Raw genomic sequence first — 24,218 nt, forward strand, 5'->3', positions numbered from 1 at the left:
AAACGACTACTTGAATGGCATGGCCAGTCTATTGTCGGTTTTTTGGATTCAAGATGGCGTCGATATTGATGGGGCAGGTCTGCTATGACCTGCCCCATCAATATTTGTGAGTTGCTTTGTTGCAGGGTCGGTTTAGGCCGACCTATTTTATTTGTGTTTTAGGAGTGAGCGCGGCGACGTGCTGCGATGAGTGCAGCTGCACCACCGGCAACAGCCAGAGCGCCAGCTCCGGCGAGTACGCCGGCGGTGGCACCGGTGTTAGCCAGGGTGTCTCCGCCACTCTGCTGACCGGAACCTGCGGCTACAACTTCCTTGTCGCCAGAGCCCTTGTCGCCAGAGCCTTTGTTGCCAGAGCCCTTGTCGTCGGAGTCCGAGCCGTTGTCGGCGCCAGAGCCGTCTTTATCTGCCACGACGGTGAAGTTGACGGTGCAGTCTTTGGCTGGTTCTCCGTTGCCCTGCGTGCCGTCAACAGTTACGGTGTAGTCGCCAGTGGCCAGTGCGGTCTGGGTTCCTTCCCCGGGTGCCTCGTCTTCGTTACGGGTCTCTTGGCCCAGATTGAAGGCGAAGAATCCTTCTTCGTCGGCTTGATCCGAGAACTCAGCGTTGTCGACGTCTGAGTCAGTGGAGACTGCCCAGGTGTACTGGGATCCGGGTTCCAGGCCTACGCCGGCGAAATCGACGCCGGACAAGGTTTCACCCTGGGCCAGGGTGTTGTCTTCGCGTGGGCCACTGCCGGCTGAATCAACGATCCACACATCACAGGTATCCGGCAGTTCCGTATCAGTAGGCGACGGCTCGTCGGTGGGTTCGTCGGTTGGGTCGTCGGTGGGCTGGTCGGTGGGCTGGTCGGTTGGGTCGTCGGTGGGTTCGTCGGTGGGCTGGTCGGTTGGGTCGTCGGTTGGGTCGTCGGTGGGCTGGTCGGTTGGGTCGTCGATGGGCAATTGTCCACCGTTGCCGGGCTCATTGGGGTCAGCGATAGCCGGGCTGATCATCAGGCCACAAGACAGCGCAGTTGCGGATCCGAATCCGACGATTGTCGCCAGAACGCTCTTTTTGGATGAGGTGGACATGGGGCTCTCCTTAGTGGAATGAAGTTGTGCCTAAAAGAATTGAGGGAATGAACTACCCGGAGGCTGAGCGACCCTCTCGAGTCAAGACTTTGGCTCGAACTCAAAATCAAGGGTATAAGCACCTCGTGGGAGGTACAAGGGCTTTTTGTCAAACTTCGGCGGTATCGCAGGGATGTAGCTTCGATTCTGGTCAGGCAGTCTCCGGCAAACTGGCTAGTCAGGATGATATTTTTTGACTTTTAGGGTGGCTGTGCAATCTTTTTTAACCGAAGAATATTATTCTCATTTCTGACGCCGGGTGCGCGCGTTCCGACCTTGAGGCGTTCGGTATCCTGTACGTTTCATTATTTGACTTTTGATCCGGAGGGTCGGCGCCATCTGGTTATTGTTAGCTATGTGGTAACTAATCATTAACTATCGGTTAATTATTTCATTTCGGTTAGTTAAGGATCATCGACTCATCGTGGCGCGGAAGTACGAGTGGCATGAGCGGATTCTCGGGTACTAGAAACCGGGGTTAGCACTATCGTTGACGGTGGGGAAAGTGGAGGATTACTCATCGGTGGTCGGAACGTTCTACAAGGTATCTTCGACACGGATGTTTTCTCTGTCTGGGGTTGAATGGGTTCGTTGTTCCTCCTCTCCCATCGGTGTAGCCCGGATTGGTGACTCATCGGAGAACGTGGCGTCGCGCTGACCGTCTTCCTTACTGCGCTCGGCGGGTTCTGCCGCCGGAAACGTGCCATGATTTGTTGTCCGAAGGCTAACCTGTCGGTGCCCATAGGGTTACCGTCCTGGTCGTCGTTATCTTCGGTGTGCTCCGTTCTTCCGCCAGGCTTCCGTTAGCGCCGACGGGTTGTCGGAATCGTCAACACGGGGTACGGCTAGTATCCGCGAAAGCTGGAATTGGGGGCGTTAGGCAAGGCTGCAGTAACACTTCACCCTGGGGTTGCTACAAGAACACGCCAAGGTGCCTCGCGAAGTCCATTCTGGACCGTGCGAATCTTGCGCTCGCCGTTCGCGTGTAACTATGATGTACGCCACATTGAATCGGGTGAGGTGGAGGTCAAAACCTCTTTCGCGACGGGGATAGATAGGACGAATTCAGATGCCACATGTGCCAGAACTGAGAGAACTACTAGCGAATGCTCCGAAGAATTGGGGACGTTGGGGTGCGGACGATGAGGTGGGCGCCCTGAATTTTCTCACCAGAGATGAGGTGCTCCGGGGTATCAAAGCTGTGTCGGAGGGCGAGGTTCTCACCCTGCAACGCATGATTGGTGATCCGAAAGGCGACCCGGTTTTCCCAGGGCGCGAACCAGCCAAGCTAGAGATGATTACCGATGAGTCGTCCTGGGATGTTGGCACGGGGCCAGAGTTCCCCGGCGGTATGCACTATGCCGATGACAAAATGTTGGCGTTCTTGCAGGGATCAACCCAGTACGACGCTCTGGGACACGTCTGGTACGACGGAACGCTGTGGAATGGCTACGATGCACGCACCACGGTTGGTGGTTTAGATAAAGCGAGCGTCGCCCCCATTGCGCAACGTGGTGTGGTGGGGCGAGGAGTCCTTCTCGACATAGCTCGGTATCGAGGCGTGGAATCACTCGATGCCGGGGAAACCTTCGACCACGAGGAGCTTTTAGCTTGTGCAGAACATCAGAACATCACGCTCGAGAAGCACGACATCGTGGTCATCCGTACCAATTACCTCCAACGGTTCCACGATGAGGGGGAGTCGTTCTATGAGGATTTTTGCGAACCGGGCTTGGCTTATTCTCCGGATCTTGTGGAGTGGTTCCATGAGATGGAGATCCCCAATTTGGTGACCGATTTGATTGGTAACGAGGTCACGTTCGATCCTGCCACCGGGGTTGCTTTGGTGCTACATAATGCGCTGATGCGCAACCTGGGGGTTGTTTTTACCGAAATTTGCGACCTCGAAGAGCTGGCAGAGAAATGTCACGCTGACGGTAAGTACGACTTTCTCTACACTGCCGCGCCACTGAAGATTCACCGCGCTACCGGGTCTCCGGTGAACCCCCTCGTGATTCGATGAGTACTCTCACCGCGACTCCTCTTGGCGTCATGACGAACTACGACCGGTCGTGATCTTTTGCACTGCCCGGGCCAGGTGCAAAGCAGCTTCAGCAGCTTCTCGGCCTTTGGACTCGCGCGCCCCGGCTGCTCCCGAACGATCCCAGGCTTGTTGCTCGTTGTCTACAGTCAATACCCCAAATCCGACGGGTTTGCCGGTATCGAGCTGGACCCGGGTGAGCCCCTGTGTGACAGCACTGGAGACATAGTCGAAGTGCGGAGTTTCTCCACGGACGATGACCCCAAGACAAACCGCGGCATCAAATCCCGTCCTTAAGGCAACCTGGGTAGCCAGGGGAAGTTCGAAGGAGCCGGCCACGGTAAAAGTTTCCGCTTCGGCCCCGGACTCGATGATGGTCGTGATTGCCTCCTGTTGCATGGTCGAGATGACGTGGTGATGCCAACTGGCGGCGACGATGGCTACGTTAAGACCCTCAGCATTCACGGAAAGCTGGGGCGCTCCTGCAGAGCTCATGCGGACAGGTTCCTCTCTGTACTCTGATCTGTGGCGGGACCTACGGATTGCGCCGAGGAAACTCCGGCGGTCGTCACAGACTGGGTGTTGGTCGTGATGGTCAAGGTCTGGGGGAGTGTATGGCCCATCTTGTCGCGTTTATCGCGCATGTATTGGACATTAGTGTCATGGATGTTGACCACCAGGGGCACGGTATCGACGACGGTAATACCTTCGCTGGTGAGCTGAGCGACCTTCTCGGGATTATTCGTCAACAGTCGCACCCGCGTCATACCGAGCTCGGCCAGGATCTCGGCAGCCACCTCGTAATTGCGGGCATCGGCTGGTAAGCCCAGCTGAAGATTGGCCTCCACGGTATCCAGTCCTTGTTCCTGCAGGGCATAGGCCCGCAGTTTGTTGGCCAGTCCAATACCGCGCCCTTCGTGGTCGCGCAGATAAATTACTGCGCCGCCCTCGGCGTGGATCTGCGCTAGAGAGGCATCGAGTTGCGGACCACATTCACACTTCAGCGAGCCGAAGACCTCACCGGTAATGCACTCGGAATGGACTCGCACTAACGGGACGTCGCGCCGGTCTTCGGCGTTGGCCGAACCCGGGGCTGTCACCGCCAAATGGTCAATGCCCTGCTGGCGATCCCGATAGGCCTTGATCCGGACATCACCGTGGATCGTGGGGACCAGCGTGTCGGCCAGTAGCGAGACCCGGCGGTGGGCGCGGTGCTGTACTGGTGAGGTGCCCGACTGCAAGTGCTGGGAGGCGTCAGTGGCATGGCGGGGATCGCGCTCATTGAGGTAATCAATCAGCTTCTCGATCGTGGTCACCGGAACCTGTTCGGCAGCACCGAGTTCTTGTAGCTGCGGCAGACGCATCATCTCACCGTCATCGGCGACAATTTCGGCAATGACCGCCACCGGGGCCAGGCCGGCCAGCTTCATTAATTCCACCGAGGCCTCGGTGTGGCCTGGGCGGACCCGCACCCCACCGTCCACGGCACGTAAGGGGAGCACATGCCCGGGACGGGTCAGGTCTGCTGGCACACCGCAGGGGTCGGCCAGCCGGTGGAATGTGGTCATCCGGTCATGGGCTGAAATCCCGGTCGTGATTCCTTCGGTGGCATCGACGGTGACGGTATAGGCGGTGGCTTGGGGATCCTGACTGTGCTCGACCATCATCGGCAGATCTAACCGATCGGCGATCTCGCGCGTCATCGGTGCGCACAGCAACCCCGAGGAATGTTTGACTGCCCAGGCGATCGACTCCTGGGTAGCCAGCTGGGCGGAAATGATGACATCGCCCTCATTTTCGCGGTCTTGATCATCAGCGACAATAACCGGCCGGCCTGCTTTTAAGGCGGTGACCGCCTCGTCAATGGATGCTAAGGACAACAGATGCCTCCGTTCAGAACGATAGGGTGATACCTCAGTTGGCTGAGGTGCGGTCGAAGGGGACGATGAGTGAGCGGTCGAATTGGGCCAGGCGCGCTAGGTGCCGGGCTAGAACATCGGTCTCGAGGTTGACCGCGTCCCCGGGGCCGAGTTGCCCCAGCGTGGTGGCTCGCAAGGTTTCGGGGATCAGCGAGACCTCAAACCAGGGAGTCGTTTCAGCCGGTCCTGACACGGCGGAAACGGTCAGGGAAACGCCGTCGACGGTGATCGATCCTCGATCCACGATCAGTGGGGCAACCGTTGTGGTCGCCGCATCCCCGAGTAGTGCGAACCGGATCTTGCGCCATTGCTGGCCAGGGTGGATTTCGGCGACCACTGCGCGGGCATCGCAGTGGCCCTGGACCACATGCCCACCGAGTCGGGCATCCGCCCGCAGGGCCCGCTCCAGATTCACCGGAGCCCCGGCGCCTAAGTTGCCCAGCCCGGTAACGGCCAGAGTTTGGGCCATCACGTCCAGGCTGATCTCGGTGTCGGTGTGGTCAACGATGGTCAAACACACGCCGTTGACGGCAATCGAGTCCCCGTGGCTGGCATCGGATGCCACCAGCGTGGAGCGGACGCGCAAGCGTTGGCCATCTCCATCGGGGGTGAGATCGAGGACCTCTCCGAGGTCTTCCACCAGTCCGGTAAACATCAGGGCCTCCTGTCAGGTGAGTAAGCGATTGGGTGGTGTTCTTCTGTGGTTGATGGTATGACGTATGGGGCGGGAGTTGCGATCGTCACGTGATCCGCACCCAGCTGGTGGCGCTCGTGGATGATCAGCGGGGGTGCCTGCTCCAGGCTGGTGACGCCGATATCGTCCAGGGCAGTGCGCGGTCCTCCCAGTAGCACCGGTGCGGTGTAAATCAGGAATTCATCCACGAGGTGTTCCCGGATCAGGGAGGAGATCACGCGTGGTCCCCCATCAACCAGCACGCTGGTGATGCCCTGATCCCGCAGGGAAGCGAATTCGAGCAGCAGTTCACCCGGGTGTTGCGGTGTGAGGCGCACGGCGGAATGCAGTCCGCGAGCTGCCAGAGCAGGGCTACGGTGCACGGCTGCCGTATCGGGAATATCCCGTGAGCCGAGCACGATCGGCACCGGTTGCTCGTCGGCGGGCACCAAGAGCTCTCCCTGCGCGGTACGAGCGGTGAGAGCGGGATCATCGGCCAGCACGGTTCCGGTGCCGACCAGGATGGCGTCGGCCGCGGCGCGACGACGGTGCGCATCAGCGCGTGCTGTCGGACCGGTGATCCACTGACTGGTGCCATCGGTTGCGGCTATTCGACCGTCTAAAGATTGCGCCCACTTCGCCGTGATCTGCGGGCGGGGGAGTGTGCGGGCCAGCCAGGTGCCCAACAGGCGGTATCCGGTGACGGGATCGACCGGTCCGATAACTTGCACACCGTGGCTGGTCAAGAAGTCTGCGCCCCCGCGTGCGGTGGGGGTGGGATCGTCCATCGCGTAGACCACTGTGGCAATCCCGGCCTCGAGCAGTGCCTGGGCACACGGGCCGGTACGACCGGTGTGGTGGCAGGGTTCTAGCGTGATGACGGCGGTGAGCTCGTGGCCACGGTCGGCCCAGGAAGCAGGTAGTTGCCTGAGTGCGTCCACTTCAGCGTGGTCGGTTCCAGCACCACGATGCCACCCCTCGGCCCGGATTCGGCCGGCGGGATCGATCAGCACACACCCCACCTGTGGGTTGTCGGTGTCGGCCGGGCCGAAGCGGGCGATTTGGAAGGCACGATCCAGCGCTATCCGCCTGTGGGTGCGTGCTACCGTGGAGAAAGAGTTCTCGGTGTTCATCATCTTCTCTGATCATGATTCCCGGCTCGGTGAGCCGGTATGCACCGAGGGAAGGCAACCCCAACATAACGGGTGCCTTTGTTGCAATCATCGTGTTCCTTTTATCCGGACTCGCGCCTGAGGCGCATCACCGTCGGTCTCGGAATTTCGCCGAGTCGGCCTCGCGGGTGCGAGGTTCGCGGACTGTCACCGCCGGTTCGGATTCTCACCGACCCCCGGAACATGAGGGTCATCTTACTCTGGTTTCGTCGTGTGTGCACCCGCAGGGTCATGTCGACTGTCATATTTCTGCACCCTGGCATCAGGCGGGTGGCGCGGGGAGGGACTGGAGACACAGTTGAGGCCCATGAACGCCCTCACGATGGGGCAGATCACGGGCCTCAACGGGATCTGTCTAGGACACCAGATGAGCGCGGTTCTTAGTGTTCGTTGTGGATACGCACCAGACGTTCATTGGTGAAGCCCTGCAGTGCCCACCGTTCGTTTTCACGACCGTAACCGGAGCGGTTAATACCGCCGAAGGGGTACTCGGGGCTGGACTCTTGGTGAGCGTTCACCAGGCACATACCGGCGTTGATCCGCTCGGCGAACTCGCGACCCTTCTCGGGGTCCTGAGTCCAGACCGAAGACATCAGGCCGTACTCGGTGGAATTAGCGATGCGCAGGGCATCTTCTTCGTCCTCGGCCTTAAAGATCATCACGGCCGGTCCGAAAACTTCGGTTTGACCCAGCGTGGAGTGCGGATCAATATCGGTCAGCAACGCCGGGGACATCCAGGCGCCGGGGCGATCCAGCTTTTCGCCACCGAAGCGTAGGGTTGCGCCGTCGGCGACACCGTTGTGAATCTGTTCGAGGACCTCGTCACGGGCCTGTACCGAGGAGAGCGGGCCCATGTCGGTCTCGGGATCGTCGTAGGGGCCGACCTTGACATCAGCCAGCGCCTTTTCGGCAGCGGCGACGAAGTCGTCGTACAGCTCCTTGACCACGATCATCCGCTTCGGGGAGGTGCAGACCTGGCCGGCGTTCGAGGTGCGAATACCAACCAGCTTCTTGGCCAGGGCGTCCACATCGTTGGTGTCTAGCACCACGGCCGGGTCGTTACCGCCCAGCTCCAGCACCGAGCGCTTGTAGTATTTGGCTGCCACGGAGGCCACCGACGCGCCGGCACTTTCTGAACCGGTCAGGGAGAAGCCCTTGACACGGAAGTCTTTCAGCACTTCTTCGGTGTCGGAAGAGTTCAGGTAGATGTTGGTGTACACACCCTGGGGCAGTCCAGCTTCTTCCAGCAGGGTCTGGAACATCTGCGAGGACTCAGGACAGATCGAAGCCTGCTTCATCAAAATGGTGTTACCCACCATTAGGTTCGGCAACACGAACCGAGCGATCTGGTTATACGGGAAGTTCCACGGCATGATGCCCAACAGCACACCGAGCGGGTCGTGCTTGACGTAGGTACGGTCCGCCACGGGAGCATCCGGCAATTCGGTGGTCTCCAAGAACTCTGCGGAGTGCTTGGCAAACCAGCGGGCCGTGCGGGCAACCTTATCGACCTCCGCCTTGCCTTGGGGGAGTGGCTTGCCCATTTCACGCCCGATGATGTGCGCCAGCTCTTCGGCACGTTCATCCAGGAGATCTGCGAACCGGTTCAGAATCTCAGCACGCTTGCTCAGGTCGGTCTGGGACCAGGATTCGTAGGCCTGATAGGCCGTGTCAATGATGACGGGAATCTCTTCGGTGGTCAGTGAGTCGAAAGTCTTCTCAACTTCACCCGTGTTGGGGTTAGTGACTGCGTATTTGCTCATGGTTCCAGCAAACACCGGAAAACCGATTTGGTAAAGGGGCATCGCGCCCCGGACGCCGTATTCATGCGAAAAGCGTAAAAATTTCTGCGTCTTTAACGAGATTAACGACACCTCGCCAGCCCGCGTCTCCGTTGTGGCCCGCGTGTGAGAGGTCGCGTGTGCGCGTGAGCGACTCAGACAGCGGGCTAGTCTTCCAGATCAGCCGGAGATAGCCGTTCCCCTGGTTCCGGTCCGGTGGTCGCAGCACCGGCAAAGGCTTGGGCGATCTGCATCCACAGCTTTGCGGTCTCACCCTCGATGCTGAGGTCGGCATCGGCAAAGTGTCGACGCTGCGTAACTACCGCGCAGAAACCCCAGGCGGAACCAATAACGCGGTTCTCGGCATCAGGGTCACCAAAACTCAGGTCAGGGCCGACCTGTAAGGACAGCTGGACATAAATTGGCTCCTGCGGTGGCGTGTGGCCGTGCAACGTGAACGCGAAGTCACGGGTCTTCACACCGAGCTCGGCAACCGAAGCTTCGGCTTCGTTGCGGGGCTTGGTCCACCCCACAGCGTCGTAGATGTCCAAGCTGTGGGCCCAGAGCTCCATCGTGCGAGCCTGGGCCATGCTGGTGGGGCTCATGGGGCGGGCCAGCCAGGCGATTTTCGTCTCCTGATCGTCGCCGTATTCTTTCAAGCGGGTCAGTAATTCGTGATGAGTTGTCGTCCACTGATTCAGCAGCTCGGCAGGCTCCTGCTCAGCTAGTCGGTGGGCTTCAGCATCAACGTGCTTGGTGAACGCCTCTGGGTCACTACCTTGAGCCAGCGCCACCACCTGTTGAAAGCGCTCGTCGTTGTCGATGGCCGACAGACAGAGCTGATCGGTCCACACTAAGTGACCTAATTGGTCGGCAACGGTCCACCCCTGACTAACGGTAGCTTGTCGCCACTGCTCGTCGGGGATGTCTTGGAACAGTTTGTCAACCTCGGCGATTTCGCGTTCAAGTAGCACAACGGCCTCAGACAGTTTCATAAGTTTCCTTGCTTCCAGGGCGACGACGTGACCCTCCGGGCTGAAGTAGGGCGACATCGGTGCGGTGATGGGTGGTCAGATTGACTCCCTTACTGTCCAGTGTAAGCTCGTTCACACGGCTTTGTCTGCTAGGTCCATCATCATCTCTGTGGCCTCTCACTCCGGGGCGAGCATCACACGGGTGCCCGCCATGGACGTGTGCGCCACGGCCAGGACCCTGTGAATCAATGTTTTACGCCCCAAGTTTCAGCTCAGAGTGAACGCGTGTTGTGATCACCCGATGGGAAATTCAAAAAACTCAAGCCGTTTTCTTGGGGTCTCATGATTTGTGGGCACATAACACCGCACTATGTGATCGTTACCTTCTGGCTTCTGATCATAGGCTTCTTGTTCGTCTGGACGGAATGGTTGACGCATTATGTGCAGTAAATCTCATTGCATTATCTGCCCGGTTGGGTAGTTTTATCTCATCCGAATTTGTGGAGCCAAGATCTGAATTATGAGATATTCCCCTGAAAGTTTGTTATTATCATTAGCTGGTGACCTTTTTGTGGCATCTCCCGCAAGGGATCGCCTTCTTGATTTTGCATGTCAACCCAAGGGAAGCGTGTATGACATCATCGCCACACATCTCGGAGCAACCGGAGCCAACAGGTAGTGCAGGCCAGTCCGATGCCCCGGTGATTCGGGTACAGAATGTTTATAAGGTTTTCGGTAAACGTCCCGAACGAGTCGTCGAGAAAATCAAGGCCGGTGCTGACCGAAAAGACATTGGGTCTGAGGGTGTTGCCGCGGTGATTGACGCTTCCTTTGAGGTGAAGCCCGGTGAAATTTTTGTTGTGATGGGGCTATCTGGTTCCGGAAAGTCAACCCTGATCCGAACCCTGAACGCGTTGCAACCGGCCACCTCGGGCACTGTTGAAGTCATGGGGCAAGACTTGGCTCAGCTGTCGAAAAACCACCTGAGAGATCTGCGAGCCAGGCACATGTCGATGGTCTTTCAGCACTTCGCATTGCTGCCGCACTGGACCGTGCTCGATAACGCCGCCTATGGGTTAGAAATCCAGGGTTACGGTCGAAAAGAACGTCAGGAGATGGCTGCGCAGGTGCTGGCCTCGGTCGGTTTGGCCGGCTGGGAAAAGCGCTACCCTAGTGAACTCTCGGGCGGTATGCAACAGCGTGTGGGACTGGCTCGGGCGTTGGCCTCGCAGACCGATGTGATGCTGATGGATGAGGCCTTTTCAGCCTTGGACCCGTTGATCCGGCGTGAGATGCAGGAAGAAATGATCTCCTTGCAACGTGAGCTACATCGGACCATCGTGTTCATTACCCACGATCTGAACGAAGCCATGTACATGGGTGATCGTATCGCGGTGATGAAGGAAGGCCGCATCGTCCAGATCGGTACGCCCGAAGAGATCCTCTCGGTTCCCGCCAATGACTATGTCGCCTCCTTCACCGCGGATGTGGATCGGTCTCGGGTTCTCACCGCGCAATCGGTCATGGTTCCGCCTGCGGAGCTTTCGGAAGCAGAAATTACCAGCTTCGGGCGCACACACCGCAGTGTCAAGCCCGGGGCGACTTTGCAGGAGATCGTCCCGGTTGCCGTGGAAGCCGACGGCCCGGTTGCGGTTGAAGGCGAGGACCATGGCAAACGGGTGAAGGTCGGTTATGTCCGCGTCTCGCGTCTGCTGGAGGCCATGAGCCCTCAGCGCTCGGAAACACTGTCAGAGCGGTTGGAGTCAGCTGAGACCACCGACCCTGCGGACGCCCCGCCAGATGCCTCGGTTGGTCGCCACGCTGAACAAATCGATCCGTCGCCTGCTGGCGATACCGATCGCCACAAGACCGCTGGGGGTGATGCGCTGTGAGCTCGACACTGTCTGCTCTAATCCCGGCTTCGGACATCACCTGGTTCGAATTCGAGTCCATTAACGACTTCCGCTTCGGCGTCGGCGAAGCCATTGAAGCCGGTCTGGACTGGTTGCTTGGCACTTTTTCGGAAGCGTTCTCAATCGTGCGCACCACGCTGGCGACGCTCAACGACCTGCTGGTCGGTCTGCTCACCTGGCCTGACTGGTGGGCGGTAACCCTCGTCCTGGCCGGGCTGGGCTGGATCGTCAAGTCCTGGAAACTAGCGCTAGGCACCGCGTTGGGCTTCACCCTGATTGCCGGGATGAACATGTGGGAACATGCTATGGACAGCCTGGGGCTGGTGACGATCTCCACCTTTATTGCCGCAGTCATTGCGATCCCGCTGGGTATTCTGGCCGCCTCCTCGAATACGGCCTCGGCCATTATTAAACCGATCATGGACTTTATGCAGACCATGCCGCCGATGGTCTACCTCATTCCGGCGCTGGTGATGTTCCGTGTCGGTGTTGTTCCCGGCATGGTGGCCACCATTCTGTTCGCGATGGTGCCCGGTGTGCGTTTTACCGAATTGGGTATCCGCGGTGTGAACGCTGAAGTGGTCGAGGCCGGCCAGGCCTTCGGTGCCTCACGGTTCCGGATCCTGCGTCAGATCCAGCTTCCACTGGCCATGCCGACCATTATGGCCGGTATTAACCAGGTCATTATGCTGTCATTGTCGATGGTGGTCATCGCTGGTATGGTCGGCGCCGGTGGCCTGGGTGGCCAGGTCACGTCGGCCTTGAGCAGTATCGATGCGGGACTGGGCTTTGAAGCCGGTATCGCCGTGGTCGTGTTGGCGATGTATCTGGACCGGCTGACCGCGCTAAAGAAGAAAAGCTAACGGACCGGGTGCCTGAGTTGTACCGGTTCGGTTCATCATCCACACTGACACTAACTGGAGGTAACAGAGTGAGGAAGTTCAACAAGATCTGGAAATCCGTTGCTGCACTGTCTATCGGCGCCCTGGCCCTGACCGCCTGTGGCGAAGGCGACGGCACCGGCGACAACGGTGGTGAGGACAAGGGCGAACTGACCATCGGCGTCTTCAACGGCTGGGAAGAGGGCATTGCTGTGTCCTACCTGTGGAAGCACATTCTGGAGGAAGAAGGCTATACGGTCAACCTCGAAGAGGCTGAGCCGGCCGTGGTGTTCTCCGGTGTTGCCACTCAGGACTACGACTTCACCATGGACGTCTGGGAGCCCACCACCCACGCGTCCTACCTGGATGAGTACGGTGACGACCTGGAAATGCTGGGTACCTGGAACGATGAGTCCTCGCTACAGATTGCTGTCAACGAGGACGCGCCGATTGACTCCCTGGAGGAACTGGCCGATAACGCCGATGAATTCGACAACCGGATCGTCGGTATTGAGCCCGGCGCCGGTCTGACCTCCGCCACCGAAGATGAGGTCATCCCGACTTACGGCTTGGACGGGATGGAATTCACCACCTCGTCCACTCCTGCCATGCTCCAGGAGCTGAACACCGCCATCGATAACGACGAAAACATCGTGGTGACTCTGTGGCGTCCGCACTGGGCATACGAGGCCTTCCCGGTCCGTGATCTGGAAGACCCCGAGGGTGCTCTGGGTGGTTCTGAAACCATGTCGACCTACGCCTACAACGGTTTCAGCGATGATTTCTCCGAGGTCTCTGAGTGGCTATCGGACTTCACCATGGAAAACGACCTGCTCTACGATCTCGAAGCCCAGATGTTCGCCGATAATGACGACGAGGGCGAGTACGAAAACATCGTGGCAGACTGGGTCGCGGAGAACCAGGATTACGTCGACTCCTTGACCGAGGGTGGCGACTCTGAGGATAACGGCGACGAAGAAGATGCCGGCGACGAAGAGTAAATTTTGCGTGTCGTCTCCGTCTTGGTGGGTCACTTGCTTGGTTAGGTGGCTGCAACACCGAGACTGAACACACTGCCTGTGTAGATCAACAGCGGGCCCGGCCAGAGAGTGTCTGGTCGGGCCCGCTGTGCTGTGTGCTCGGGGTTGTGCTCTAGGTCCCCAGGTGCCTCAGACGGCGACGCGGGTGTTGGCGTCAGCTGCCAGGTAGGCGTTGTAAGCCGGGATGGTCAAGAATTCAGGGAACTCTTCGGCGAAGACCACGGCGGAAAAGACCTCCTGGGCCTCAGTGATCCGATCCTGGTCTGACCGATCCGCAGCAGACACGATCTCGTTGATGAGCTCATCGACCCACTCGCGGGTTACGGTGCGTTCGGACCCCTGCGCGGTCGTGGCCGTGGCCTCGGTTCGGATCCACTGCCACAGCTGGGAGCGGGAAATCTCGGCGGTGGCAGCGTCTTCCATCAGGTCGTTGATGCTGGCTCCACCGTGACCGCGCAACCAGGCGTCCAAGTAGTGGATACCGGCCTCGATATTGGTGCGAATGCCAGCTTCGGTGATCGCCCCGGTGGTGGCTTTCACGTTCAGCAACGCCTCAGCATCCGGGACCACATCCTCTCGTTTGCGCGTGCGAATCTGGTGCGGGGTCTCAAAGAGCAACTCGTCGTAGACCCGCATGCACACCGGCACCAGATCTGGGTGAGCCACCCAGGAACCGTCGAAACCGTCCGCAGCTTCACGGGACTTCTCCTCGCGCACCTTCTCCAGAGCGATCCGGTGTTTGACGGGGTCCGACTTATCCGGCACATAGGCTGCCATCCCGCCAATGGCGTGAGCACCACGACGGTGGCAGGTACGCACCAGCAACTCGGTGTAGGCCCGCATCATCGGTTGTTGCATGGTGACATCGGAACGATCCGGGAGCACGAACTCGTCGGAGGAGTCCTGGAAGTTCTTGATGATCGAGAAAATGTAATCCCACCGACCAGCGTTCAACCCGGCAGAGTGATCGCGTAACTGATACAGAATCTCATCCATCTGGAAGGCTGCAGTGATGGTCTCGATCAACACCGTGGCCCGGATGGTTCCGTGGGGAATGTTCAGGTAGTCCTGGGACTTGGTGAACACGTCATTCCACCAGCGAGCTTCCAGATGGTGTTCCAGTTTGGGCAGGTAGAAGTAGGGGCCACGGCCCAGGTGTACCAGCTCGTGCGCGTTATGGAAGAAGAACAGCCCGAAATCCATCAGCGCTCCGGCGATCGGCTGATCTTCGACCACGATGTGGCTCTCGTCCAGGTGCAACCCCCGCGGCCGCGGGAGGATCGTTGGAGACTGCGCTAGGGCTGGTTTCTTGAGCTTGTAGGTCCGACCGGTAGTCTGGTCGGTGTGGCGGATCTGGCCACGGATCGCCTCGTAGAGGTTCCGCTGGCCTTCGATCATGTTCTCCCAGGTGGGAGTACAGGCATCTTCGAAATCAGCCAGCCAGCATTTGGCCCCGGAGTTCAGGGCGTTGATGGTCATTTTCCGATCCACCGGTCCGGCAATTTCGGCACGGCGGTCTTTCAGACCGGGCGCCAGTGGAGCAACGCGCCAGGAATCATCATCACGAATCTTCTTCGTGGTGCTCTCAAATCCCGGACGCGCCCCAGCCGCAATGGCTGCGCGCACCTGCTGACGCGCTACCAAGAGTTCTTGACGCTTGGGCTCCATCGTGGTGTGGAGGTAGGCCAGAAACTCCAGGGCCGCATCGGACAGTAGCGGCTGAGTGGCTTCGGAGACCTCGCCGAGCACGCTGACGGTCAGTCCCGAAGAGGTAGTGTAGCGAATCTGGCTGGTCATGATCATCACGTCCTATCTGGCTGGCTGATTTCTGAAGAATCAGTGGTGGTGAGGGATTAGAACTGTCCAGACTCCGTCGAACCGGCCAGAGCGACCGTGGAGGAATCCGGGTTGACAGCGGTGGAGATCGCGTCGAAGTAGCCGGTGCCGACTTCGCGCTGGTGCTTGGTAGCGGTGTAACCCTGTGGCTCGGCAGCGAACTCGCGCTGCTGCAACTCGACGTACGCTGACATCTGGCGCTCCTTGTAGCCACGCGCCAGGTCGAACATCGAGTAGTTCAGAGCGTGGAAGCCCGCCAGAGTGATGAACTGGAAAGTGTAGCCCATCGCGGCCAGTTCGCGCTGGAACTTCGCGATGGTCTCATCATCCAGGTTCTTCTTCCAGTTGAAGGACGGCGAGCAGTTGTAGGCCAGCATCTGGTCGGGGTGCTCGGCCTTGACAGCCTCGGCAAACTCACGAGCCAGCTCCAGATCCGGAGTACCGGTTTCCATCCAGATCAAATCGGCGTACTCTGCGTAGGCCTTCGCACGAGCGATGCAGGGCTCCAGGCCGTTGCGCACCTCGTAGAAGCCTTCAGCGGTGCGACCACCGGTCAGGAACTGCTGGTCGCGCTCATCGACGTCGCTGGTCAGCAAGGTGGCGGCTTCAGCGTCAGTGCGGGCGATGATCACCGAGGGAACATCGGCGACGTCAGCGGCCAGACGGGCAGCGTTGAGAGTGCGCACGTGCTGGTTGGTCGGAACCAGCACTTTACCGCCGAGGTGACCACACTTCTTCTCGGAAGCCAGCTGGTCTTCCCAGTGCACACCGGAAGCACCGGCGGTGATCATGGCCTTCATCAGTTCATAGGCATTCAGTGGACCACCGAAGCCAGCCTCAGCATCGGCCACGATCGGCACCAGCCAGTCTTCGACAGTCTGGATGCCCTCGGAGAACTCGATCTGATCCGCCCGCAACAGTGCGTTGTTGATCCGGCGGACGACCTGCGGGACCGAGTTAGCCGGGTACAGCGACTGGTCTGGGTAGGTCTGGCCGGCCAGGTTAGCGTCAGCAGCCACCTGCCAACCAGACAGGTAGATGGCCCGCAGTCCAGCCTTGACCTGCTGAACAGCCTGATTACCGGTCAGCGCGCCCAGAGCGTTGGTCCACTCACCTTGAGGGTGCTCGGTAGTCAGTTGCTCCCAGAGCTTCTCCGATCCGCGACGCGCCAGAGTGTGCTCTTCCTGCACACGACCACGCAACTTCACGACCTCGTCGGCCGAGTAGGTGCGCTTGACGTTCGCCCAACGAGGGTTGGTGTCCCAGTCGTGCTGGATCTGCTCTGCGGAAGCGGGAGTGTGCTGTGACATGATCTGAACTCCTTGAGTGTGTATCAGTGTGGCGTCTCTTGTCGTTTTCGTGACGGTTCCGAATGGTTCGGTTCCCGTCTGGGTAGTTTCTACTCTTCCGTGTTTGTCGCCAGTGAGGCAGGGGATTGTCGAAAAAAATTGCGCTTCAGATAACCATTTGGAAAAAATATGACTTCTTTCGAACGATTCGCCCCTCATCTGCAAAATTGTGAGATGCAGAACAAAAAAAGCGACGATTTGTCGGATGGTTACCCTCATACACGCCCGCGCGCCTGCGAGAGCACATGCGCGCACGCGAACACTCCGCGACCCGGACGGCAGGTAGCAGTGTCCCACCAACGACCCGAAGTAGTTCGGGTGCCGGTGGCGGTGACCACCGAGGCAAACCATGCAAGAATATGTAGGCCAAGGTGACAAGTAGACGATGGGAAGATGCACCATGACCTATCTCTTGCACTCCGTTGATAACGTCCAGCACGGGGCCTCGGCCCCACGGTTGGAAGCACTGGAGAGTATTGAACAGATGTTCGCGCGTCTGTCGTCAGACCCCGATGCTAGGGCCCATGTGGTGGTTTCAGAACCCAGTTCGGCTGAAATTCAGCAGTGTGCCGAGTACTTTGAGCTACACGAATTAGCGGTCGAAGATACCTTGCAAGGACACCAGCGCCCCAAACTTGAACGCTACGACTCGGTACTGTTCGTCGTGCTGCACTGGGCCCAGTACGTGGACAAAACCGAAAAAATGAAGTTCGCGGAACTGCATATCTTTGTCGGCGACCGTTTCTTCTTGGTCTTCGCTGATGACCACTCACTGGCTCAGAAAGTCGTGCATTGGCTACACCGCCCCTTCCGGCGGCATGTGATGGACGCCGGGCACCCGCAAACAATGTTGTACTTCGTCTTCGACGGTATTGTTGACGGCTATGCGCCCATCATTATCGATCTCGACGATGATCTGGACGACATCGAGGACTCACTGTTTGGCGATTCGGCAACGGTGGCAACCTCGCAACGCATCTACGAGCTATTCAACGAGATCGTGAAGTTCCTGCGGGTCACTCGCCCGTTATCGCACATGATCGATCTGCTGACTCGGGGAGCCACGAAGTACGGCATGGATCAAGAATTCGCTCGTCACCTGCGTGACGTCCGCGATAATGTTACCCGTGATGTCGAACAACTCGAAGGTATTCGGGCCGCATTGCAGAATGCGCTGACCGTGGAATCTACGCTGGTGGGCCGAAAACAAAACGAGGATATGAAAAAAGTATCGGGATGGGCTGCGCTGTTCGCGGTCTCCACGGTGATTGCCGGGATTTACGGGATGAACTTTGACGACATGCCAGAACTCCATTGGTCCTTCGGATATTTGTGGGCCATTGGGCTGATGTTGACCGCGAGCCTCACCTTGTATCTGATCTTTAAGAAGAAGGGCTGGATGTAGGAGGAAAAATCCGCGGTTTTTAACTACGCTGTGATTATGGTGCAAAACACAGTAGACGATGTGACCGATACCGGCGAGGTAGCACGGCTGGATTCCGTGGTGCTGGGACGCCAATTGCGTCACCAGCGGAAGAAGGCCGGATTTACCCTGGAACATCTGGCAAGCAGGGTGGATGTTACGGCCTCTCACCTCTCCCAGATTGAGAACGGCCACCGCGAGCCGAAGCTATCACTGTTGTCTGCCTTGGCGGCAGAACTTCGCGTCTCGGTTGACGACATGCTCTCGGCTAAACCTCCGAGCAAACGAGCCGAACTGGAAATCGCGGTGGAGAAACTCCAACGATCCCCGCACTTTCACGCGCTGGGGCTTCCCGGAGTCAAGATCACCTCCCGGACTCCCACCGAGGTGCTCGAAACGATTGCGGGCTTAGCGAGCGAATTACGACGTCAAGCTGCCGAGCGGGTTGCTACGCCGGAGGAAGCTCGCCGAGCCAATGTCGCATTGCGGATGGAGATGCGTGAGCGCAACAATTACTACCCCGAGCTGGAATCAACAGCTCAAGAACTGCTGGAAGCGGTGGGCCAGCCCTCGGGGCCACTGACTCACCGCAGAATCGCAAACATTGCTGACCACCTGGGATTTTCGATCCACTTCGTCGGCTCATTGCCCCACTCCACCCGCTCGGTTACTGACCTGAAGAACCGACGATTCTATCTGCCCGGCGGACCGCACACCGACCATGACGCTCGGTCGGTCTTATTGCAGGCGATTGCGGCCTATGTGCTCGGATTCGGTGAGCCGGTGGACTATCAGGACTTTCTGAAACAGCGGGTCTACATCAACTACTGTGCTGCCGCGTTGCTCATGCCAGAAAAATCTGTGGTCAAAGAGCTGAAGGCTGCTCATCAGAACCGAGATCTGGCCATTGAGGATCTGCGAGATGGCTACGGGGTCTCCTATGAATCTGCTGCCCACCGGTTCACCAATCTGGCGACCGAACACCTGGGTATTACCCTGCACTTTCAGAAAGTGCACCAGTCCGGAGTGGTGCATAAAGCCTACGAAAACGACGGGGTGAGTTTCCCAACAGACAGTATTGGAGCCATCGAAGGCCAGCAGATTTGTCGGTACTGGACCTCCCGAGAAGTCTTTGACGTCCAGAATCGATTCCGCGCGTTCGATCAATACACTGATACCCCGGCCGGTACCTATTGGTGCACCGCCGTGGTGGAGTCTTCCTCCTCGGGTCTTTACTCGTCCTCAATTGGGGTCCCTTTCGATCAGGCGCGGTGGTTCCGTGGTCGGGATACCACCTCGCGGTCTGTCTCGCGGTGTCCGGACCCGACGTGCTGCCGCTTGCCTTCCCCGGAACTTGAAGCCGAATGGGGTGGACATGCGTGGCCCGCGGCGCGAACTAACGCCCACATTTTGGCGGCCATGCCCACCGGTGCCTTCCCGGGTGTCGATGAAGTGGAGGTCTTCCAATTCCTTCAGGAACAATCCGGTGTCGACAACGTGTAGCGCTGTCCAGCGAGGGTGAATTCGAGCCTGACATGCCACGTGCATGTCATTCTTGCTCTGAGTGATATTTTGTGGTATGCGGCCGTTTCCGTGCTAGTATGGTGTACCTCAGTAGGAAAACAGCGAGCGCTCGGTATTCCGACACTTCGTTGCAATGCCGGGCGCTTATGCTGTGCCATCAAAGAAAGGTGCATCTGCTCCATGCGTTTAACCCCAGGCAAGTTCGTCGTCCATCCGCAACACGGTCCGGCCGAAGTGGTGAGCCGCAACACCAAAAAGATCAAGGGTGAAGACGTCGACTATGTCGTCCTTGAGGTCCAGGAGCAGCGCCTGCAGATCGCTGTGCCTGAATCGAGCCTGTCGGAGATCGGTGTTCGAGACCTGTCCAGCCATACTCGGTTGCGCAAGTTGATGTCGTTGCTGGCCAAGGATGGTGACACCTTGGAAAAGCAGTGGTCCCGTCGTTTGAAAGCACTGCGCGAAAAGCTGGCTACCGGTGATTTGGACAATGTTGCCGAAGTCGCCCGGGATCTCTACCGCCGCCAGAAGGAGAAGGAGCTCTCGATGGCCGAGCGAAACCTCTATCAAGAGGCCAAGGACATGATTATCGCCGAGGTCGCTTTGGTGCTTGACGTCGATCACGACGAAGCTGAGCGCACCATCGATGGCGCGATCGACGGCGTGCCATTGACCCGGTTGGGTCTGGACCGCGGTAAAGAATCGAAGGAGGATAAGGAAAAGGAAGCCTCGATGGCCTAACAGCGCCCGGGATATTTTCCAATCCTTTTCCTCTGAGGCAGACGTTGACTTCCTCGGTGTGGTCTTTTAGTCGACGTCGCGATTTTCCGGGGCTAGTGGGTTGCTCATGGTCCGACGAAGGGTACGGGCCTCTTCGATCAGCTTGTCCTGGTCTTCCTTAGCCTTCTCAGCACCGGCGGTATCACGCGGTGGAAGCTGGACGTGGACCTCGGCAGGAATGCCGGATTCCAGCTGGCGGGCACGGAACATTTCGTGATCGATTAGGGCCCCCAGCAGCATCACCATATTGAAAATCCAGAGCACGAACAGCACCGCCATGATGGTTCCGACCGCACCGTAGGATGAGTACGAGGCAAAGTAGGTCAGGTAGATCGCCATGGCCACACCGGCAATCGCGCTACCAACCAACACCACCACGGCGCCAATGGAGAACCAAGTGAACTTCGGCTTCTGCACATTGGGGGTGAAGTGGTACATCACGGCGATGACCAGAATCAACACCAAAGCCACCACAACGTAGCGTAGCCATGCCCAGAGCGGCAAGAAGGTGTCCGTCATAAATGCCAGGACGCCTTCCAATCCTAGCGGCTCCGCAATGGGGCCGAACAGCCCATCGACGAGTGGACGGTTCAGGGCCAAAGAGATCAGGATGACGACGACACCGACCAGCACCGTTGCGGTCGTGAGCACCATGGTGAGGTTCTTCTTGATGAAGGTGCGACCTTCAGCCACCCCGTAGATGGAGTTCATGTTCCGGGAGAACGCCTTAACATAGGCCGATGCCGACCACAGTGCTGTAATCACACCGATGATCAACGCGATCACGCCACCGGTGGCCGAGTCCATCATGGTTTCCACGAGGTCTTGTACCAGCGCTTGATAGTCTTCCGGAACTGCCTGGGTGATCACATCATCGAGCATGTTCTCAATAACCTCGGCGTTGGAGGACAAGACCAAGGACAGCATGGAGAATACGGCCAGCAGACCGGGAGCCATGGACAGGACCGTGTAGTAGGTGAGCTTCGCCGACAGATCGGTTCCGCCATCGGTGCCGAATTTCTTCAGTGCCCGTTTAAAAGCGTATTTTCGGCCCGACCACGATAGGGAGTTTTTGTACAGTTTCGGGTCGGCATATTCTTGATTGCGGTCGTCCTCGTTCAAGACGCGAACGATGTCATCTCTGGCAGACAAGGTGGAGAACTCCTGAGTGATTAGGGTTTTGGGGGCCGACGATCACGCGCCGGTGACGATCGCGGTGCAACGGATTCAACTTTAGTGCACGACTAGGCTAATCGTCCTGCACCCAAGCCCCCGATGACCGTAATGATGAGCGTCGAGAGGGTAGCCAACATTATCGGGCGAGCGCCCACCTGCACCAGCGACCGGATGCGTACACCCATACCGAGCCCAAACATCGCGGTCGCCAAGAACAACGACTGGATCAGTTGGACCACCTCAAGGGCCGTCGGAGGCAGAATATCGACCGAGCGCAGTGCCACCATGATGAAGAACCCGATCACAAACCAGGGCACCAGAGCAGGACGTGATCCAGGGGCTGGGTCTTCCGGGGTGGATCGAGATGACGGGTGGCGGGAACTGAGAAATGCTATCGCTGCCAGCACGAAGGCCAGCATCATCACCCGGCCCAGTTTCACCGTCACCGCTGTGGTGGAGGCTTCTGGTCCCAGCGTCTCGGCGACCGCAACGACCTGAGCGACTTCATGAACCGATGTGCCAGCCCAGATCGCCCCTTGAGTTGTGGAAAATCCGCATAGTGCCACCAGCACCGGCATAGCGGGGATCATCAGGGTGCCGAACAGGACCACCAGCCCGATTGAGGTCGCAGTGAATTCTTTCTTGGCTTTGAGCACCGAATCCGCACCAGCCACCGCCGCAGCTCCACAAATCGAGAACCCGCTGGCAATCAGTAACCCCAGAGCGCTGGGCACCCGCAAGGCCTTGGCCAATATAACGGTGGCACCGAAGGTGATGACCACAGCGAGCACGATCAGCACAATGGTGCCCCATCCGAGTGCGAGAATCTCATCGACCGCCAGCTGAAGCCCCATGAGCACAATGCCCCAGCGCAACACCGTTTTTGATGCCACCGTGATCCCCGGTTCAACCACCTCTGGCACGGGGGCGATATTCCGCCATAACACCCCGATGACAATGGCGACCAGCAATCCGGAAACACCGGGTAGGTAGTCGCCGATGCCAGCGATCATACCCAGTGCCAGTGCTCCTATCGCGAAGGAGAGTACCAATCCGGGAAGAATGGTGCGGTTCACGATCAATCCTTATTAGGGGCTCGGTTCCCCCGGTATTTTCGATCCTGAGATGATCACGAGCAGGGGAGCAATCTCACGGACTACCCTAGCATCGCAGGCCTGCAGGCCGGTGCTTCGCCTCATGTGGCTGTTCAGCACCGGTATTCGTCGGTATTCCTCACAGCACCTCGATCATTAGCTACACTTTAGGGAGCACGTTCGATCAGAGGTACCGCCCTCTGACGTGCTGGACCCGCCCTCGTCGTCAAGTTGCTAGCGAATCTTATGTCTTCAAACCCCCGCCGCAAACGCCGCATCAACTGGTCCATCATGATCTTGTTGACCCTGGTGGCCTTGGTGTTGCTCACGTTGACTGTGCTGACGGTGGTACGAAATCTCGCCCAAGACGAGGACTCCGCGCGGATCGATGAGGTGCTGACCGGACAGTCAATGCAGATTACCGCTAACACCGGTGAGCAGGTGGTCCGCATGCAGGCCATGCGCGCCCCGGTTCCGCCTGAAGATGATGCCAGCGAAACGCTGGACACCTGTTTGCATGACGAAGCTAAAAACCAGCTCGAACAACTGGCGCCTGCCGGCTCGACGGTGAATCCCACCTACCCGGCCTATCCGAACGCCCCGAATGGCGAGGTCTGGGCGGATTTGGAGAAATCTGGCGATGATCTGGCGCTCGAAATGGTGCGTTCCGGTTATGCGGTGCCCTATACAGAAGAAGCGCAAGACGATGCTCGGGCTCAAGAGTTCAACGAGGCGCGTCAGCAGGCCTTCGAGGCCAAACGCGGGATCTACTCCAAAGATGCCGACTGTACCTTGCCGTCGCAGATCGAGCCGGTGCTGGAGGAACTCGAAGAGATTCCCGATTCGAATCTGAACGATCTTCAGGAAACCTCCGAATATATTGCAACCTTGAACGGTTTGCAGACCGAGGCCCAACAGGCTCGTTCTATTCTGGCCGCGATCCCCACGACGGGCGAGTCGGTCTCCGCCTTGGCCTGGGGCCAGCTGAAAGAGACCTATATGGAGCAGATCGAGGAGAGTCTCAGCGAGATCGAGTCGAAACTTTCCGAAGCACAGCAAGCTCGGGCTTCGATGAGTAGTGAAGACGGAGGATTCGTGCCCGAAGACTCCGATGAGGGTGGTGCCGGCAACGCCGAATCACGACCCCCTAGCCCAGATTCCTCCCAGCCCGAACCGACCGAGCAGGAACTCAACGAGCAACAAGACTCCTCCGGTGATGGTGCGCAGCAACAGTCTGCACAGCAACCCCAACAGCAAGACTCTCAACAGCAGCTTCGGCAACAGTCGGCCGATCACCAAGCTGAGCCTTCCCAGCAGAACATCCGCGCGGAATTCCAGGTCGAGCAGGTTCCGTCGGAGCAGCACGACAGTCCCGTAGCACCTGCGCGACCGCAACTGGTGCAGGCTGACTAGTCACTGGCATCCTGGAAACTGCCAACCGCAGTGGAGACGATCCGCGCCGAGACGGGGATGAGCCTGGTCCACGCCGTCGATGTAGCCCCACCCTGCTCTCTGCACTGGTCACCGCGCCGGTGG

The 24,218-nt window shown here is 58.6% G+C and carries 19 protein-coding genes and 1 riboswitch; of the genes, 8 read left to right on the forward strand and 11 right to left on the reverse strand.

Features of this window, described 5'->3' with window-relative positions; translation table 11 throughout:
• Nucleotides 1–158 precede the first annotated feature (158 nt).
• Nucleotides 159–1,070, reverse strand: coding sequence for a PT domain-containing protein (locus tag QDX22_RS10545; RefSeq protein WP_279723921.1), 912 nt, complete (start codon nt 1,068–1,070; stop codon nt 159–161).
• 1,108 nt (nt 1,071–2,178) lie between these two features.
• Between QDX22_RS10545 and QDX22_RS10550 the strand changes: the two genes are divergently transcribed.
• Nucleotides 2,179–3,132, forward strand: coding sequence for a cyclase family protein (locus tag QDX22_RS10550; protein WP_110101235.1), 954 nt, complete (start codon nt 2,179–2,181; stop codon nt 3,130–3,132).
• Between the two features lie 27 nt (nt 3,133–3,159).
• Here the strand turns inward: QDX22_RS10550 and ribH are convergent, their stop codons facing one another.
• The 6 genes from ribH to QDX22_RS10580 all read right to left on the reverse strand — a co-directional run bounded on the left by ribH (nt 3,160) and on the right by QDX22_RS10580 (nt 9,690).
• The gene (gene ribH / locus QDX22_RS10555) at nt 3,160–3,645 is read right to left on the reverse strand and encodes a 6,7-dimethyl-8-ribityllumazine synthase (RefSeq protein WP_110101234.1); all 486 of its coding nucleotides are present in this window, start codon (nt 3,643–3,645) and stop codon (nt 3,160–3,162) included.
• Nucleotides 3,642–5,030: a 3,4-dihydroxy-2-butanone-4-phosphate synthase gene (gene ribB, locus QDX22_RS10560; RefSeq protein ID WP_110101233.1), complete on the reverse strand. Its 1,389-nt coding sequence runs from the start codon at nt 5,028–5,030 to the stop codon at nt 3,642–3,644. The genes ribH and ribB overlap by 4 nt, the downstream gene beginning before the upstream one ends.
• 34 nt (nt 5,031–5,064) lie before the next feature.
• The gene (locus tag QDX22_RS10565; protein WP_110101232.1) at nt 5,065–5,724 is read right to left on the reverse strand and encodes a riboflavin synthase; all 660 of its coding nucleotides are present in this window, start codon (nt 5,722–5,724) and stop codon (nt 5,065–5,067) included.
• The gene (ribD, locus tag QDX22_RS10570) at nt 5,724–6,878 is read right to left on the reverse strand and encodes a bifunctional diaminohydroxyphosphoribosylaminopyrimidine deaminase/5-amino-6-(5-phosphoribosylamino)uracil reductase RibD (RefSeq protein WP_110101231.1); all 1,155 of its coding nucleotides are present in this window, start codon (nt 6,876–6,878) and stop codon (nt 5,724–5,726) included. The genes QDX22_RS10565 and ribD overlap by 1 nt, the downstream gene beginning before the upstream one ends.
• An 86-nt stretch (nt 6,879–6,964) precedes the next feature.
• A riboswitch (FMN riboswitch) is annotated at nt 6,965–7,102 on the reverse strand.
• Nucleotides 7,103–7,294: 192 nt separating this feature from the next.
• Nucleotides 7,295–8,677: an aldehyde dehydrogenase family protein gene (locus QDX22_RS10575; RefSeq protein WP_110110784.1), complete on the reverse strand. Its 1,383-nt coding sequence runs from the start codon at nt 8,675–8,677 to the stop codon at nt 7,295–7,297.
• A 185-nt stretch (nt 8,678–8,862) separates the two neighbouring features.
• Nucleotides 8,863–9,690 carry a TIGR03084 family metal-binding protein gene (locus tag QDX22_RS10580; protein ID WP_158278411.1) on the reverse strand — a complete coding sequence of 276 codons (828 nt, stop codon included), beginning with the start codon at nt 9,688–9,690 and terminating at the stop codon, nt 8,863–8,865.
• A gap of 611 nt (nt 9,691–10,301) precedes the next feature.
• On the opposite strand from QDX22_RS10580, the gene QDX22_RS10585 reads away from it, so the two are divergent.
• The 3 genes from QDX22_RS10585 to QDX22_RS10595 all read left to right on the forward strand — a co-directional run bounded on the left by QDX22_RS10585 (nt 10,302) and on the right by QDX22_RS10595 (nt 13,464).
• Nucleotides 10,302–11,561: a quaternary amine ABC transporter ATP-binding protein gene (locus tag QDX22_RS10585; protein ID WP_110110778.1), complete on the forward strand. Its 1,260-nt coding sequence runs from the start codon at nt 10,302–10,304 to the stop codon at nt 11,559–11,561.
• Nucleotides 11,558–12,445 carry an ABC transporter permease gene (locus QDX22_RS10590; RefSeq protein WP_334228433.1) on the forward strand — a complete coding sequence of 296 codons (888 nt, stop codon included), beginning with the start codon at nt 11,558–11,560 and terminating at the stop codon, nt 12,443–12,445. The genes QDX22_RS10585 and QDX22_RS10590 overlap by 4 nt, the downstream gene beginning before the upstream one ends.
• Nucleotides 12,446–12,513: 68 nt before the next feature.
• Entirely contained in the window at nt 12,514–13,464 is a 951-nt protein-coding gene (locus QDX22_RS10595) for a glycine betaine ABC transporter substrate-binding protein (RefSeq protein ID WP_233242786.1), read from the forward strand.
• Nucleotides 13,465–13,632: 168 nt separating this feature from the next.
• On the opposite strand, the gene aceB is transcribed toward QDX22_RS10595, so the two are convergent.
• Both aceB and aceA read right to left on the reverse strand, forming a co-directional pair.
• On the reverse strand, nt 13,633–15,300 hold the full coding sequence (aceB, locus tag QDX22_RS10600) for a malate synthase A (RefSeq protein WP_371682191.1): 1,668 nt from the start codon (nt 15,298–15,300) through the stop codon (nt 13,633–13,635).
• 56 nt (nt 15,301–15,356) lie between these two features.
• A complete protein-coding gene (gene aceA, locus QDX22_RS10605) occupies nt 15,357–16,649 on the reverse strand; it encodes an isocitrate lyase (protein ID WP_110099925.1) in 1,293 nt (430 codons plus the stop codon).
• 424 nt (nt 16,650–17,073) lie between these two features.
• Here aceA and QDX22_RS10610 point away from each other — a divergent pair, with 424 nt between their 5' ends.
• The 3 genes from QDX22_RS10610 (at nt 17,074) to QDX22_RS10620 (ending at nt 20,373) form a co-directional block, all read left to right on the forward strand.
• On the forward strand, nt 17,074–18,093 hold the full coding sequence (locus QDX22_RS10610) for a magnesium and cobalt transport protein CorA (RefSeq protein WP_110101227.1): 1,020 nt from the start codon (nt 17,074–17,076) through the stop codon (nt 18,091–18,093).
• 36 nt (nt 18,094–18,129) lie between these two features.
• Nucleotides 18,130–19,614: a helix-turn-helix transcriptional regulator gene (locus QDX22_RS10615; protein ID WP_110101226.1), complete on the forward strand. Its 1,485-nt coding sequence runs from the start codon at nt 18,130–18,132 to the stop codon at nt 19,612–19,614.
• Between the two features lie 201 nt (nt 19,615–19,815).
• Nucleotides 19,816–20,373: a CarD family transcriptional regulator gene (locus QDX22_RS10620; RefSeq protein WP_110099928.1), complete on the forward strand. Its 558-nt coding sequence runs from the start codon at nt 19,816–19,818 to the stop codon at nt 20,371–20,373.
• 66 nt (nt 20,374–20,439) lie between these two features.
• Here QDX22_RS10620 and QDX22_RS10625 read toward each other — a convergent pair whose 3' ends face one another.
• Entirely contained in the window at nt 20,440–21,564 is a 1,125-nt protein-coding gene (locus QDX22_RS10625) for a YihY/virulence factor BrkB family protein (RefSeq protein ID WP_233487961.1), read from the reverse strand.
• Between the two features lie 92 nt (nt 21,565–21,656).
• Nucleotides 21,657–22,664, reverse strand: a complete 1,008-nt coding sequence (locus QDX22_RS10630) for a YeiH family protein (RefSeq protein WP_110099929.1) — start codon at nt 22,662–22,664, stop codon at nt 21,657–21,659.
• Between the two features lie 264 nt (nt 22,665–22,928).
• On the opposite strand from QDX22_RS10630, the gene QDX22_RS10635 reads away from it, so the two are divergent.
• Entirely contained in the window at nt 22,929–24,095 is a 1,167-nt protein-coding gene (locus QDX22_RS10635) for a thermonuclease family protein (RefSeq protein ID WP_110101225.1), read from the forward strand.
• The last annotated feature ends 123 nt before the right edge of the window (nt 24,096–24,218 follow it).

Source organism: Auritidibacter ignavus (assembly GCF_029853775.1).
Lineage (GTDB): Bacteria > Actinomycetota > Actinomycetes > Actinomycetales > Micrococcaceae > Auritidibacter > Auritidibacter ignavus.